General features: G+C 60.9%; 12 protein-coding genes. 11 read left to right on the top strand and 1 reads right to left on the bottom strand.

The window, feature by feature from the left end; all coding sequences use genetic code 11:
- Window positions 1-198: 198 nt before the first annotated feature.
- Complete coding sequence (locus BT122_RS05545; RefSeq protein WP_072354996.1) at window positions 199-1,599, bottom strand: aminopeptidase; 1,401 nt, start codon at window positions 1,597-1,599, stop codon at window positions 199-201.
- 197 nt (window positions 1,600-1,796) lie between these two features.
- Here BT122_RS05545 and secG point away from each other — a divergent pair, with 197 nt between their 5' ends.
- The 11 genes from secG to BT122_RS05490 all read left to right on the top strand — a co-directional run bounded on the left by secG (window position 1,797) and on the right by BT122_RS05490 (window position 13,567).
- Window positions 1,797-2,057, top strand: coding sequence for a preprotein translocase subunit SecG (secG, locus tag BT122_RS05540; protein ID WP_072354995.1), 261 nt, complete (start codon window positions 1,797-1,799; stop codon window positions 2,055-2,057).
- 175 nt (window positions 2,058-2,232) lie between these two features.
- Entirely contained in the window at window positions 2,233-3,048 is an 816-nt protein-coding gene (locus BT122_RS05535) for a creatininase family protein (RefSeq protein WP_072354994.1), read from the top strand.
- 73 nt (window positions 3,049-3,121) lie between these two features.
- Entirely contained in the window at window positions 3,122-3,943 is an 822-nt protein-coding gene (locus tag BT122_RS05530) for a creatininase family protein (protein ID WP_072354992.1), read from the top strand.
- Between the two features lie 47 nt (window positions 3,944-3,990).
- Window positions 3,991-5,064: a M42 family metallopeptidase gene (locus BT122_RS05525; protein ID WP_072354991.1), complete on the top strand. Its 1,074-nt coding sequence runs from the start codon at window positions 3,991-3,993 to the stop codon at window positions 5,062-5,064.
- Between the two features lie 212 nt (window positions 5,065-5,276).
- Window positions 5,277-6,959 carry a peptide ABC transporter substrate-binding protein gene (locus tag BT122_RS05520; RefSeq protein WP_072354990.1) on the top strand — a complete coding sequence of 561 codons (1,683 nt, stop codon included), beginning with the start codon at window positions 5,277-5,279 and terminating at the stop codon, window positions 6,957-6,959.
- 98 nt (window positions 6,960-7,057) lie between these two features.
- Entirely contained in the window at window positions 7,058-8,098 is a 1,041-nt protein-coding gene (locus BT122_RS05515; RefSeq protein ID WP_072354989.1) for an ABC transporter permease, read from the top strand.
- A gap of 6 nt (window positions 8,099-8,104) precedes the next feature.
- A complete protein-coding gene (locus BT122_RS05510) occupies window positions 8,105-9,076 on the top strand; it encodes an ABC transporter permease (RefSeq protein WP_083432334.1) in 972 nt (323 codons plus the stop codon).
- Between the two features lie 3 nt (window positions 9,077-9,079).
- The gene (locus BT122_RS05505) at window positions 9,080-10,192 is read left to right on the top strand and encodes an ABC transporter ATP-binding protein (RefSeq protein WP_072354988.1); all 1,113 of its coding nucleotides are present in this window, start codon (window positions 9,080-9,082) and stop codon (window positions 10,190-10,192) included.
- Window positions 10,192-11,202 carry an ABC transporter ATP-binding protein gene (locus tag BT122_RS05500; RefSeq protein WP_072354987.1) on the top strand — a complete coding sequence of 337 codons (1,011 nt, stop codon included), beginning with the start codon at window positions 10,192-10,194 and terminating at the stop codon, window positions 11,200-11,202. The genes BT122_RS05505 and BT122_RS05500 overlap by 1 nt, the downstream gene beginning before the upstream one ends.
- 334 nt (window positions 11,203-11,536) lie before the next feature.
- Complete coding sequence (locus tag BT122_RS05495) at window positions 11,537-12,529, top strand: ABC transporter permease (protein ID WP_072354985.1); 993 nt, start codon at window positions 11,537-11,539, stop codon at window positions 12,527-12,529.
- Window positions 12,530-12,538: 9 nt separating this feature from the next.
- Complete coding sequence (locus tag BT122_RS05490) at window positions 12,539-13,567, top strand: ABC transporter permease (RefSeq protein WP_083432333.1); 1,029 nt, start codon at window positions 12,539-12,541, stop codon at window positions 13,565-13,567.
- Window positions 13,568-13,569: the final 2 nt, after the last annotated feature.

Raw genomic sequence — 13,569 nt, 5'->3', positions numbered from 1 at the left:
GGCTGAAACACGCCTGAAGCAAATGTTTGCAGTATTGATACCTTTGGCCTGATTTTCCTACCGCTCGCCGACTGCAACTCGAAAGCCGCATGGCCGCACCTCGCTCGTGGACCCCACAAGAATGGGTGCGAGCATGACTGCCCGCACCCATCAAGAGGCACCGTCTCTAATGGCGAGAAGCTCCGCCCGTTCTGTCCGCTATTCCAGCGCGAGGAAGGCGCAATAGCCCTTGTAGGCCTCCCAGATGTCCGCCTTGCTGGTGACCTCCCAGGGGGAGTGCATCGAGAGCACGCCAATGCCGGAGTCAATGACGTTCATGCCATAGGTGGCAAGGATGTAGGCGATGGTGCCACCGCCACCGGCGTCAACGCGGCCGAGCTCGGCGGTCTGGAAGCGGACGTTTGCGTCATCCATCACGCGACGGATGAGGGCAACGTACTCGGCGTCGGCATCGTTGGAGCCAGACTTGCCGCTGCCTCCCGTGTACTTGTTGAAGGTGAGACCGCGCCCAAGGAAGCACGAGTTCTTTGCCTCGAAGACCGAGGAGTAGTTGGGGTCGAAGGCCGCGGAGACGTCACTCGAGAGCATGCGAGAGCGCTCGAGGCAACGGCGCAGCGCCAGGGGAGTACCCTGTCCGGCTGCCTCGATAAGCTCGGCCATGACATCCTCAAAGAAGCGGCTGCTCATCGAGGTAGCACCGCGGCTGCCAATCTCCTCCTTGTCAACAAGGATGGTGACGGCGGTGCGCTTGGGCGCCTCGCACGCAAGCTGGGCAAGAAGCGAGGGATAGGCGCAGGAGCGGTCGTCCTGGCCGTAGCCCAGGATCATCGAACGGTCCAGGCCCATGTCGCGCGCCTGGCCAGCGGGCACAATCTCAAGCTCGGCGGAGAGTAGGTCCTCCTCGGTGATGTCGTACTTCTCGGCGAGAATATCAAGGACGGTTGCCTTAACCGCTTCTTTGTCTTGGTCCTTCTCGGCGCCGTCGCTAGCTGCCCTGGGGCGGTTGCCCACAATCACGTCGAGAAGCTCGCCCTCAATGAGCTCGGACGCCTTCTTCTGCATCTGCTCACGGGCAAGGTGGGGGAGAAGGTCGGAGACGCAGAAGACGGGGTCCGATGGGTCCTCGCCAATCACGACCTTGATGACACTCCCATCCTTCTTGGCAACAACGCCATGGATTGCCAGAGGCAGGGTTGCCCACTGGTATGTCTTCACGCCGCCGTAGTAGTGCGTGTCAAGCGTGGCGATGTCGTTTCTCTCCTCGAGCGGGTTCTGCTTGACGTCCAGGCGGGGCGAGTCGATGTGGGCACCAAGGATGTTGACGCCCTGCTCGAGGGGCTCCGTGCCCAGCTCGATGAGCATGAGGCTCTTGCCGCGAACCGACGCGTAGACCTTGTCGCCGGCCGAGAGCTTCTCGCCTGCCTTGACAGCCTCCTCAAGCGGGCGATACCCATGTGCCTCCGCAAGCTCGATGGCGGTTGAGCAGCACTCTCGCTCCGTCTTATTCTCAGAGATGAACTTCCTGTACCCCTCGCAGAATTCAGTGAGCTGCGCCAGGTCCTTCTCGCCATAGCCCTTCCAGGCGTTTGGTCTCTCCATTCCTGCTCCCTTCCAAAGTCCTCGGGTAAGCTCCGGAGAAGACTGTATCACCCATGGAACTCGCGCCGTTCATCGCGCCGCTCGCCGGACGTAATCTGAGTTGTGAAATGAGAAAAACGATAAAACACGCGTATCACCATATGCTATGCTGAATCACATTGCATACAGCCCATCCGCTCTCGAAGGAGCCAGAATCCGTGAACGTCCTCAACGTCATCCTCCTTGTCTTGCTGTTCATCTCCGGCCTGCTCACCGTGGCTCTCGTCCTCATGCACTCGGGCAAGGGCACGGGCGTCTCTGACATGATTGCCTCCTCGCTCTACAATGCCTCCGCCGGCTCTGGCATCTGGGAGAAGAACCTCGACAGGCTCACAGTCATCACCTCCGTCATCTTCGTTGTGTGCGTCATCGTGATGGCGGTGACCTTCCCCACGGGAACCATCGGCCTGGCCGGCTAGGCCTTCTCGAAAAAGCGCTTTCATGCGGGACGGAGTGGCGTGTGCCCCCCGTCCTTTTTTGTCTGCATGCAAGGGTTTGGTTAACAGGTGGGACATTAAACCATCGAGTTGGCATCCTTAAACGCTTGCAAGCCTATGCTGGTGACATAAAGGCTTGTCACAAGGAGGATGCCACATGTACATGGAGAGAAGCACCTGGACGCAGGTTCGTGACTACTTCAAGGAGCACGACCTGGTGATTATTGGAGTTGGCTCGACGGAGTGCCACGGCAGGCACAATCCGCTGGGCACCGATACCATGGCGCCAGACAAGATCCTTGAGCTGCTGGAACAGCGCGACGGGACGTATCTTGTGGCTCCAACCCTTCCCTATGGCGCAACGGATGACCTTGTTGGGTACCCTGGCACGGTGAGCCTTGGCGTCCAGGGGCTCTACGACGTCCTTTCGAGTATCACGCGGCAGCTCAGAGCCTATGGCGCACGCCGCTTCGTCTTTCTCAATGGTCATGGCGGCAATGTTAAGTCGCTCTCGATGGCATCGATGGACCTGAACGATGCCGGCTGCCTTGCGGCGGTGGTCAACTGGTGGAGGGTTGCCCCGCAGCTTGATCCCGCATGGGGCGGCGGGCATGGTGGCGCCATGGAGACCAGCGCCAATCTCGCCATAGACCCGGCCTCCGTTGACATGTCGCAGGTGACAGACGAGAACCTGCTCCCCGACATTGGGGCCGACATGCCCTCGACGGGATGGAACAGCGTGAGCTTTGGCGGTGCGGAGGTGGAGTTCCCGCGCAGGCTTGCCCGCTTTGCAAGCTCCGGTTGGGTTGCCGAAGGCCACGACGACCATCCACGCGGGGCAAGCGCGGAGCTTGGCAAGGAGATGCTCGAGGGTACGGCTGCGTGGCTTCAGGAGTTCACGCACGCCCTCGAGGCAGAGAAGCTGCCCGAGCCAATCGACTTCTCTCGGGCAACGGAGCACCTCGACCAGTAGCGCACACTGCATAGCTGCATCTGTACCAGGCGTTCCCGCCTGCCGAGGGACGGGCGGACAACAAGGAGGAGAAATGCGCATCGAGCTGAGTACCTGGCCTGCCGTGAAAGACTACTTTGAGCAGGGAAACGACCTCGTCGTCATGGCCATAGGAAGCACGGAGGAGCACGGGAGGCACAACCCGCTGGGAACAGACACCCTTGCACCCAATCTGCTGCTGGAAAAGATTGATGCTGCCCTTGGCGAGGACGTGCTCATTGCGCCCACGATTCCCTTTGGCAACGCGGATGACCTCCTGGGGTTTCCGGGAACGCTCTCGATAGGCTATGACCTTCTCCGTTCGCTTGTCCGGACGCTCAGCATGCAGCTCTACGACTATGGAGCAAGAAGGTTCCTCTTCATCAACGGCCACGGCCCCAACATCAAGCCCATCTCAAGCGTGTGCGAGGAGCTCAATAGGCGAGGGTGCCTCGCGGCAAGGGCGGATTGGTGGCTCATGGCAGGCGAGCTCAACCCTGCGTGGGGCGGTGGCCATGGCGGGGCAGAGGAGACGGCTGCGGTGATGGCCGTCGACCCCTCGCTTGTGGATTCCTCCGAGCTTGGCCCCATGGCGCTTGCTAACGACATCTCCGACGAGCTTCCCACGTCTGGCTGGGACAACGTTGAGTTCAAGGGCGCCCACGTTGCCATTCCGCGTGACGCCTGCCGCTACGCCGGCAACGGCTGGATTGGCCCCGACGACCCAGCGGACGCCAACCCGGAGTGGGGAGGCCAGATGATGGACGGCGTGGCCAGCTACCTCGTCGACTTCATCGGCGCCCTCAAGCGCGCGCCGCTTCCCGCGCCCATGCCCGTCCGCACTACCAAGGCATACGGCGGCAATGGCGGCAAGTAACGTCAGCACGTACGCGATATTGGCTCCCAGGAGAGAGGCAAGTGGCAATGGATTTCAACGATAGCGAGGTCGTGGACCTTCTCGGCAGGCTCTCTAACGCAAAGTCCCCCTCGGGCTTCGAGGACGAGACCATAGAGGTCGTGCGCGACTTCTGCCAAGGGTGGGCAAAGGTCGAGACCAACAGCGTCCACGACGCACTCGTCACCCCCAAGAACTTTACAGGCGAGAAGCCCGTGCTCATGCTCGATGCCCACGGCGACGAGGTTGGAGGCATGGTCAAGTCCATCCGCTCCAACGGCACGATGACCTTCGTTGAACTAGGACGCTTCTCTCCCAACGTGCTCACCGGCCAGGACGTGCTGGTGAGAAACACGCTTGGCGAGTGGGTCCATGGCGTGATTGGCGTGAAGCCGCCCCACTTCATGAGCGCTGCCGAGCGCGCCTCCGGAGAGCTGCAGCTCATCCTGGACGTTGGCGCCACCTCCAAGGAGGAGGCGATAAACGTCTTCCATATGGGTATGGGCGAGCCTTTTGTCCCGGCCACCAAGTTCGAGTACAACGAGAAGACTGGCGTTGCGTTGGGGAAGGCATTCGACTGCCGCGCAGGAGTCACCGCAGAGCTCCTCGCCCTGCGCGAGCTTTCTAGCCGCACGGATCTACCCTTTGACGTTGTTGCCTCGGTGAGCTCGATGGAGGAGGTGGGGGAGCGCGGCGTGCTGGCAGCGGCGCTGCACTTCGATCCCATGGTCGCCTTCATGTTTGAGGGCTGCCCGGCAGATGACACGTTTACCATCCCCGATGACGTCCAGACTGCCTTTCGCCATGGCCCCATGTTTCGCTACTTTGACTGCTGCATGATTACGAACCCTCGCTACCAGCGCTTTGTCCTCAAATGTGCGGCGGAGGCGGGACTTGTCTGCCAAACGAGCGTGCGGGAGGGCGGCGGCACCGACGGCGGCCCCACCCACATGCTTGACATTCCCTGCGTGGTCGCTGGCGTTCCCAGTCGCTACGTCCACTCGGGAACCGCGCTGTGCACGCTCTATGACGTAAAGATGACGGCGGAGGTTGCGGTTGCCGTGGCCGAGCGGATTACTCCGGATGCCGTTCGCTCCTTTTAAGCGGGGCGTAACCCTTGGCAATCTGGGGTTACATTAACGAGTAATTACGTAGTCATTTCGTAAGTTTTTCTATTTACGTTCTTAACGTTACATGTAGACCATTCGTCCTTTATGAACACTGTTTAGAAACATTGACTCGCTACGCTAGGTCACAACATCAAGGTGGGACTTGGTGCTTTGGTATTCAAGTTGGCGTGGAAGAGGAGGAGCATATGGAAGACAGATTTGGCGGAGTCTCTCGTCGAGGCTTCATCAAGGGCGGCGTTGCCGCAGCGGCACTGGCCGGCCTCGCGGGATGCGGCAAGAATAACTCTGGAAGTGCGACTTCGGGTGGCTCTTCCTCTGATGCGGGAGCCAGCACGGGCGGCGTGCTGAAGTACTATATCAACGACCCCGTTGCCATCGACCCCTACAACACGCAGGAGTCCGAGGGCACCCAGGTTGCGAAGTGCCTGTTCGACTCCCTCACCAAGTACAACTACGACACCAAGGAGCTTGAGCCGGCGGCGGCCGAGTCCTGGGAGTCCAACGACGACGCGACCCAGTGGACCTTCCACATCCGCAAGGACTGCAAGTTCCACAACGGTGACACCGTGAAGGCAGAGGACTTCAAGCGCGCCTTTGAGCGCATCTGCGACCCAACGATGAAGACCCCCTCGGACGTTGCCTACCACCTCGACCCCGTAAAGGGTGCCAAGGAGATGCAGGCGGGCGAGGCCGACGAGATCTCTGGCGTCACATGCCCGGATGATTACACGCTCGTCTTTGACCTGACCACGCCCATGTCCGAGTGGCCGCTCGTCTGCGCCCACCAGGCGCTCGTGCCTGTTCCTAAGGCGGCGCGTGACGATCCCGACAGTTTCCTCGTTGCCCCCATCGGCAACGGCCCCTTCCAGATGGATGGCACCTGGGTCTCCGGCCAGTACATCAACGTCAAGAAGTTCGACGGCTACTACGGCACCCCCGCAAAGCTCGATGCCGTGAACTTCTCCATCCAGAAGGACCCGGATACCGCATTCAAGGAGTTCCAGGCCGGCAACATCGACTTCTGCTCCGTGCCCTCCGGCCGCCTTGGCGAGGTCGAGCAGCAGTACGGCACCTCCGATGACGGCTATACCGTGACGCCGAAGAAGCAGGTTCTCACCGGTGCTGAGGCCGCGACCTACTGGCTCATCTGCGAGATGGGAGACGAGAACCTTGGCAAGAAGGAGGTCCGCCAGGCGCTCAGTCTTGCCATCAACCGCCAGAACATCTGCGACACGCTCTTCGAGGGCTCCCGCAAGCCCGCTACCAGCTGCTTCCCGCCGCTGATTGACGACTCTCCCGACTCCACCTGGGAGTACTGCGACTACAATCCCGACAAGGCTAAAGAGATCCTTGATAGCGCTGGCTACACCGCAGACGCGGATGGCAAGCGCAATCTCACGGTGAAGCTCTCCTACAACTCCGGCGGTGGCCACGAGGACATCATGTCCATCATCCAGGGCGACTTCGAGGCTATTGGCGTGACCGTTCAGCAGAACTCCCAGGAGTGGGCTACCTACCTCACCGCGCTCGATGGCGGTGGCTTCCAACTTGCCCGAATGGGCTGGATTGCCGACTACCCCAATATGGACAACTTCCTGTACCCCAACTTCTACAGCACCTCGTCGAATAACTACGGCAAGTACTCCAACCCCGAGTTCGACAAGCTCGTCGAGGAGGCCCGCAAGGTCACCGACGAGGACGAGCGCAAGTCCGAGTACCGCGAGGCCTGCAAGCTCCTGGGCGAGGACATGCCGGTCATCCCCATCATGTTCTACGCGCACGACCACATTGGCTCCGAGAGGATTCAGAGCCTGTACTACGACCCGGCAGGCATTGCCCACCTAGGTGAGGCGAGCGTCCAGGCCTAGTCCCCACAAGCTCGTGCGGGGCATCGGGGCTCCGGTGCCCCGCCCTGTCTTTTATCGGCATCTATTCGCTCGTCCCATGCGGTGGCAGGGGAGTGACCATGGGAAAATACATCATCAAGCGCGTTCTGCAGTTCATCCCGGTGTTCTTGGGAGTCACGCTGATTCTGTTCTCCCTCGAGAACATCGTTCCGGGAGACCCAATCAGGTTGATTGCCGGCGACAAGAAGCTCGACCCCGTCACCGAGAACAACCTGCGCGCCTCCTTCCACCTCATCGAGACGAACGATGATGGCACAATCAAGTATGACGAGAACGGCAACACCATCGAGACCCCTATGTGGGAGAGGTACTTCCTCTACGTTGGTGGCCTTCTCCACGGGGACCTTGGCGTGAGCTACCAGAAGTCGGGCCAGTCGGTCTCGAGCATCCTGGCAGACAAGTACCCCTACACCGTGAGACTTGCCATTGTGGCAATCATCATGGAGGCGGTGCTCGGCATAGGTGCCGGCATAGTGAGCGCACTCAAGCGCTACTCATTCTGGGACATATTTGTAACGTTCCTCTCGGCCCTGTTCGTCTCCATGCCTGCGTTCTGGCTGGGCATGCTCTTGCAGTTGTTCTTTGGCGTTTTTCTTAAGGATGCGACCGGCGGTGCCTTCTATTTGCCCATATCAGGTGCCGGTGGGCCATATGCCGAATTTCAGGACTGGATGTACTACATACTCCCCGCATTCACTCTGGCAGCAATCTCAATGGCATATACGGCCCGCATAATGCGGTCTCAGTTGCTTGAAGTCATGAACCAGGACTACATCCGTACGGCAAAGGCAAAGGGCCTATCTCGTAAGGACATCGTCATCCACCACGCCCTCAAGAATGCGCTCATCCCCGTTGTCACTTACATTGGCATGGACTTCGGCGGGCTGCTTGCCGGTGCCATTCTGACCGAGACGGTCTTCAACTGGCCTGGAGTTGGCTATGAGACATACCGCGCCATCACCCAGCGCGACTGGCCCCTGGTGCTAGGCTCGGTTACCGTCATCGTGGTCGTGGTCATGGTCATCAATCTTGTCGTTGACGTGAGCTATGCCTTCCTTGACCCGCGCATCCGCTTTGGCGCACCAAAGAACGAGAGGTAGGCAGGCATGGCAGAAAACACCACACAGACATCTGGGGCACCAAAGGACGAGAACACCCTTGGCATCTTCTCCGCGAAGGCCGCCGCAGCTGCCGTCAACGCCCAAACCTCGTCCAGAACCATGTGGGGCGACGCCTGGAAGCGGCTTAAGCGCAACAAGCTGGCCGTGATTGGCATAATCTGGATTGGGATTGTCATTGTTGTCGCGCTTACGGCAGATCTCTGGGTCCCAGGCACGCTTGGCAATCCCACTGAGACCGACTCGGCAACCATGGCCCAGAACTCGAGGCTTGCACCGTCCCCCGATCACCCATTTGGTACGGACACACTTGGTCGTGATGTCCTGTGCCGCGTTATCTACGGTTCGAGGATCTCGCTTGCCGTCGGCGTTCTTGCAACTGCCATTTCGACCGTGCTGGGCCTCATCATGGGCGCACTTGCCGCCTATTACGGTGGCATTTGGGACACCATCATCATGAGGTTGGCCGACATCTTCTTAGCCTTCCCGTACACGCTCTTTGTCATCGCGATGCTTGCGGTCATTGGGCCGGGCATCCAGAACGTGTTTATCGCCATCGGCATCCTGGGCTGGCCGTCCATCGCCCGCGTGTTCCGTTCGGCAATCCTCACTGTCAAGGAGAACGACTACGTTGACGCGGCGCGTGCGATGGGCGCCTCCGACGCGCGCATCATCGCCCGCCACATCTTCCCCAACTCCGTGGCAGTCATCGTGGTCTACGCCACGATGAACATCGGCTCCGCAATCCTCACCGAGGCGGCCCTTTCGTTCCTGGGCATGGGCGTCCAGGCGCCCAACCCGTCCTGGGGCATTATGATCCAGGACGGAGCCACCTACCTTGCTACCCAGCCTTGGCTCATGATTATGCCCGGCCTCGCAATCCTTACCACAGTGCTTGCCTTCACCCTCCTGGGCGACGGTCTGCGCGATGCCCTCGACGTCAAGATGAAGGATGCCTAAGCCATGTTCGAGAAGAAGACTAGAGTGCAGATGCACCTCAAGGACCAGCCCGTCCCCGAAGGAGAGCACCTTCTTGAGGTCGACGACCTCAAGATGTACTTCCACACGCAGGACGGCGTGGTCAAGGCCGTGGACGGCGTGTCCTACACCCTCGACCGCGGCGAGACGCTCGGCGTGGTGGGCGAGTCTGGATCGGGCAAGTCCGTCACGCACCTCACCATCATGGGCCTCATCGACATGCCCCCGGGACGCATCGAGGGGGGTGACGTTCGCTACCGTGGCCAGTCCCTCCTCAAGATGAGCGAGGAGCAGATGCAGGACATCCGCGGCAACGACATCGCGATGATCTTCCAGGACCCCATGACCTCGCTGAACCCGGTCTACACCATTGGTCGCCAGCTGGGCGAGGGCATGCGCCTGCACCGCGGCTACTCCAAGGATGAGGCACTCAAGCGCTCCATCGAGCTTCTCGACATGGTGGGCATCCCCAACCCCGAGCAGCGCGTCAAGGACTACCCGCATCAGTTCTCCGGTGGCATGCGCCAGCGCGTCATGATTGCCATGGCGCTTGCCTGCGACCCCGACATCCTCATCGCCGACGAGCCCACCACGGCCCTCGACGTGACCATCCAGGCGCAGATCATCGAGCTCATGCGCGAGATGCAGAAGAAGAACGGCAACGCCATCGTGATGATTACCCACGATCTGGGCGTTGTTGCCGACGTTGCCGACAAGATCATGGTCATGTACGCGGGGCATCCCGTGGAGTTTGGTACGGCCGATGAGATCTTCTACAACTCCACGCATCCCTACACCTGGGGTCTCATCCGCTCGATCCCCGATCCAGTCATGACCGAGAAGCACCCGCTCACGCCCATCAAGGGCAACCCGCCCTCGCTCGTGACGCTGCCATCTGGCTGTGCGTTCTCGCCGCGTTGCCCGTATGCCACGGACAAGTGCCGCTCCGAGCGTCCTGGCCGCATCATGGTTGGTCCCAATCACTATTCCTGCTGCCACTACGCGCTTGACAAGGACTTTGTCACCAAGAATGCCCCCAAGACGAGCAGGACCACGGCAGCAGCGCCTGAGCTGGCCGAGAAGGGAGGCGAGGCGTAATGGCAGAGCCTCTCCTTAAGGTCGAGCACCTCACCAAGGAGTTCCCGGTAGACTCGAGCGTCTTCTCTCGCGAGAAGCGCAAGGTCTCCGCCGTGAGCGACGTGAGCTTCCAGATCTATCCCGGCCAGACCCTTGGCCTGGTCGGCGAGTCCGGCTGCGGCAAGTCCACCACGGGCCGCTGCATCATGCGCCTCATCGAGCCCACTTCCGGCAAGATCACCTTCGATGGCAAGGACGTCACGAAGATGAACCGCAGGGAGCTCAAGGCCATGCGCCGAGACATGCAGTACATCTTCCAGGATCCCTACGCGAGCCTCAACCCGCGCATGACCATCGGCGAGATCGTCTCCGAGCCCCTCGTCATCCACAACGTGATGTCGGACAAGGCAGAGCGCACCAAGTACGTTGCGTCCCTTCTTGACATGGTTGGCCTGAACCCCGAGCACATCAACCGCTACCCGCACGAGTTCTCGGGCGGCCAGCGCCAGCGCGTGGGCATTGCGCGTGCGTTTGCCTTAAAGCCCAAGCTTATCATCTGCGACGAGCCGGTCTCGGCGCTTGACGTTTCCATCCAGGCGCAGGTCTTGAACCTCCTCGCTGATCTTCAGCGGGAGTTTGGGACGGCCTATCTCTTTATCGCTCACGACCTCTCGGTGGTGCAGCACGTCTCTGATCACGTTGCTGTCATGTACCTGGGCAACCTCATGGAGTACGCGGACTGGAAGGAGCTCTACGAGAAGCCCTGCCATCCCTATACGCAGTCGCTCCTCTCGGCGGTCCCCGTGCCCGACCCCGACATCCAGCACTCGCGCAAGCGCATCATCCTTGCCGGCGACCCGCCGTCGCCCATCGACCCGCCCTCCGGCTGCCGCTTCCACACGCGCTGCCCGCTTGCTACGGAGAAGTGCGCCAAGGAGCACCCGGACTTCTGCGACCTTGGCGGCGGACACTTCTGCGCCTGCCACTACGGTCAGCCGTTCCCCATCAAGGATTCGTCGATCGAGCTTTAGATAACCCATCAGTTCTTGAATCAATTCGCCCCGCGTCTCGACCCAAGGTCACTGGCGTGGGGCGTTTTGGTCGTTTGGTTTCCATTCTGTTTTCCGTTGTGTAACGTGGACGTGGTGCTAGACTACCCCATGTTGTGTCGTGCTGCGTCAGACCCACATGGCGTTGCGTGACACGCAACACGTGGGTGGCCATATGGCGAAAACTCGTCCCTTTTCGTTGTGCCAGGGGGACTGCGCACCGTATGGCTCGGGCGAGCGGAACCCCCAAGGGGCGTGTCGGCACGGGCTGCCGGCACCTCTCCTTTGGTTGCGCGAACGGCACAAAGGAGTTTCGATGGCACGATTTTTAGGGTACCTGGCCAAGAGGATCGTCAACTACATTGTGATGATCTTCGTTGCGACCTCGCTTACCTACTTCCTCGCGTGCGCTTTCATGAGCCCGCGCTCGAACTACGAGTCGCGTACGCCGCGGCCGTCCCAGGAGTCCATCGAGGCGTCCCTGGACAAGGCCAACCTCAACGACAAGACCCCGGTCACCGAGCGCTACCAGCGCTGGCTCTCGAACATCGTGACCGATTGGAACTGGGGCCTCTCGCCTGCAGGCGACTCGGTGAACAACGAGATTTCGAGCCGTATTGGCGCTTCGGTCAAGCTCATGCTCCTCTCGACGATCCTCTCCATCGTGATCGGCGTGAGCCTGGGCGTCTACACGGCGCAGCGGCAGTATCAATGGCAGGACAGGTTCTGGAGCGGCCTAGCCTCGGTCTTCCTGGTCATCCCCACGGTTGTTCTCGCCATCCTCATCGTGTTCTTTGCCATCGAGATAAACCAGCAGACGGGGCAACGCATCTTCTACGTCACGGGACTCTCGAGCTATGACGGGCCCAACTTCTTCATTGGGCTGATCGACTTCCTGCAGCACATCCTGCTGCCCACGATCGTCCTCACCATCATCAGCTCCGTGGGCTACCACCTTAACCAGCGCACGTACCTCCTGGACGAGATGCACGCTGACTACGTGCGCACGGCGCGCGCCAAGGGCCTCACCAAGAAGCAGGCCATCCGTAAGCACGCTCTGCGCGCCAGCCTCATTCCTACCTCGGTGAACGTTGCCTTCTCCATCGCGAGCATCTTCACCGGTGCCGTCATGACCGAGAAGATCTTCGCCATCCACGGCATGGGTGAGTACTTCATCAACTGCATCAATAACAACAACATCAACGGTGCCGTCGCGGTCGCCGCCTTCTCGGGCGCCTGCACGCTCGTGGGTGCCCTGCTCGCGGACCTCTTCGCCGCGGCGCTCGACCCCCGCATCAAGATGAGCTAGGAGATGGCAATGGAAGAGCAGAACAACAAGAACGAGCAGCTCACCAACGCCCAGCTCGAGCTCCAGGCCGACGCTGCCGGCCCCAGCGAGGTCAAGCGCATCAGCTACGCAAACCTCATCGCACGCAGGTTCTTCAGGCAGAGAAGTGCTGTGGTGGGTCTTACCATCCTGGGCATCCTGGTGCTTCTCGCCATCTTTGGGCCCCTCATCTGCAAGTTCGGCTATACGGACCCCGACTTCACGGCCATCAACGTTGCGCCCAACGCGCGCCACTGGTTTGGCACCGATGGCGGAGGCTTTGACCTCTTTGCCTGCGTGGTCCACGGCCTTGGCCGCTCCCTCGTGATCGGCCTCACCTACGCCATCCTCACGACCGCCATCTCGGCCATCGTGGGCACGGCCATCGCCTACGCGCGCGGCTGGGGCGAGAAGATCGGCATGTGGCTTCTGGACATGCTGCTTGTCATCCCGAGCTTCCTGCTCGTGGCCATGGTCGTGCGTGCCGCATCCGGGACGCAGGGCTGGCTCATGCTCATCCTCGGCCTCACGGCCTTTGGCTGGATCGGCTATGCGAGGACGCTGCGCACCATGGCGCTCTCGCTGCGCGAGCGCGACTACGTGCGCGCGGCCAAGTACATGGGCGTGCCCTCGATCAAGATCATCGTTCGCCACCTGATCCCCAACCTTGGCTCGATCCTGGTCATCGACACGGTCCTCGGCGTCATCAGCGGCATCAACTCCGAGACGGCCTACAGCTTCCTTGGCCTGGGCATCAAGGCGCCCGACACCTCTCTGGGCTACATCCTCTCGCAGGGCTCCTCCGCCATGCTCTCCGCCCCGTGGATCGTCCTCATCCCCTCGGTCGTCCTCATCGTCCTGTGCGTGAGCATGCAGCTCATCGGCGACGGGCTGAGGGACGCCTTCGACCCCTACTCCCGCGCCGCGGGCGAGGTGGCCGACGAGGAGTCCAAGAAGGACGAGGCCGAGAAGGCCACCGCGGCTGCTGGCAGCACCGCCGCCGGATCCGACCACGAGTAGAC

The organism is Olsenella sp. kh2p3 (genome assembly GCA_900119625.1).
Classification (GTDB): Bacteria; Actinomycetota; Coriobacteriia; order Coriobacteriales; family Atopobiaceae; genus Tractidigestivibacter.
Note: the sequence above shows the minus strand (reverse complement) of the source record. Positions and strands in the feature narration are given on the sequence as shown.

Excerpts from the sequence above, each read along its gene's own strand:
- BT122_RS05510 (WP_083432334.1), top strand. The coding sequence starts at position 8,105 with ATGGCAGAAAACACCACACAGACATCTGGGGCACCAAAGGACGAGAAC.
- BT122_RS05500 (WP_072354987.1), top strand. The coding sequence starts at position 10,192 with ATGGCAGAGCCTCTCCTTAAGGTCGAGCACCTCACCAAGGAGTTCCCG.
- BT122_RS05525 (WP_072354991.1), top strand. The coding sequence starts at position 3,991 with ATGGATTTCAACGATAGCGAGGTCGTGGACCTTCTCGGCAGGCTCTCT.
- BT122_RS05505 (WP_072354988.1), top strand. The coding sequence starts at position 9,080 with ATGTTCGAGAAGAAGACTAGAGTGCAGATGCACCTCAAGGACCAGCCC.
- BT122_RS05535 (WP_072354994.1), top strand. The coding sequence starts at position 2,233 with ATGTACATGGAGAGAAGCACCTGGACGCAGGTTCGTGACTACTTCAAG.
- BT122_RS05545 (WP_072354996.1), bottom strand. The coding sequence starts at position 1,599 with ATGGAGAGACCAAACGCCTGGAAGGGCTATGGCGAGAAGGACCTGGCG.
- BT122_RS05530 (WP_072354992.1), top strand. The coding sequence starts at position 3,122 with ATGCGCATCGAGCTGAGTACCTGGCCTGCCGTGAAAGACTACTTTGAG.
- BT122_RS05515 (WP_072354989.1), top strand. The coding sequence starts at position 7,058 with ATGGGAAAATACATCATCAAGCGCGTTCTGCAGTTCATCCCGGTGTTC.
- BT122_RS05495 (WP_072354985.1), top strand. The coding sequence starts at position 11,537 with ATGGCACGATTTTTAGGGTACCTGGCCAAGAGGATCGTCAACTACATT.
- BT122_RS05520 (WP_072354990.1), top strand. The coding sequence starts at position 5,277 with ATGGAAGACAGATTTGGCGGAGTCTCTCGTCGAGGCTTCATCAAGGGC.
- BT122_RS05490 (WP_083432333.1), top strand. The coding sequence starts at position 12,539 with ATGGAAGAGCAGAACAACAAGAACGAGCAGCTCACCAACGCCCAGCTC.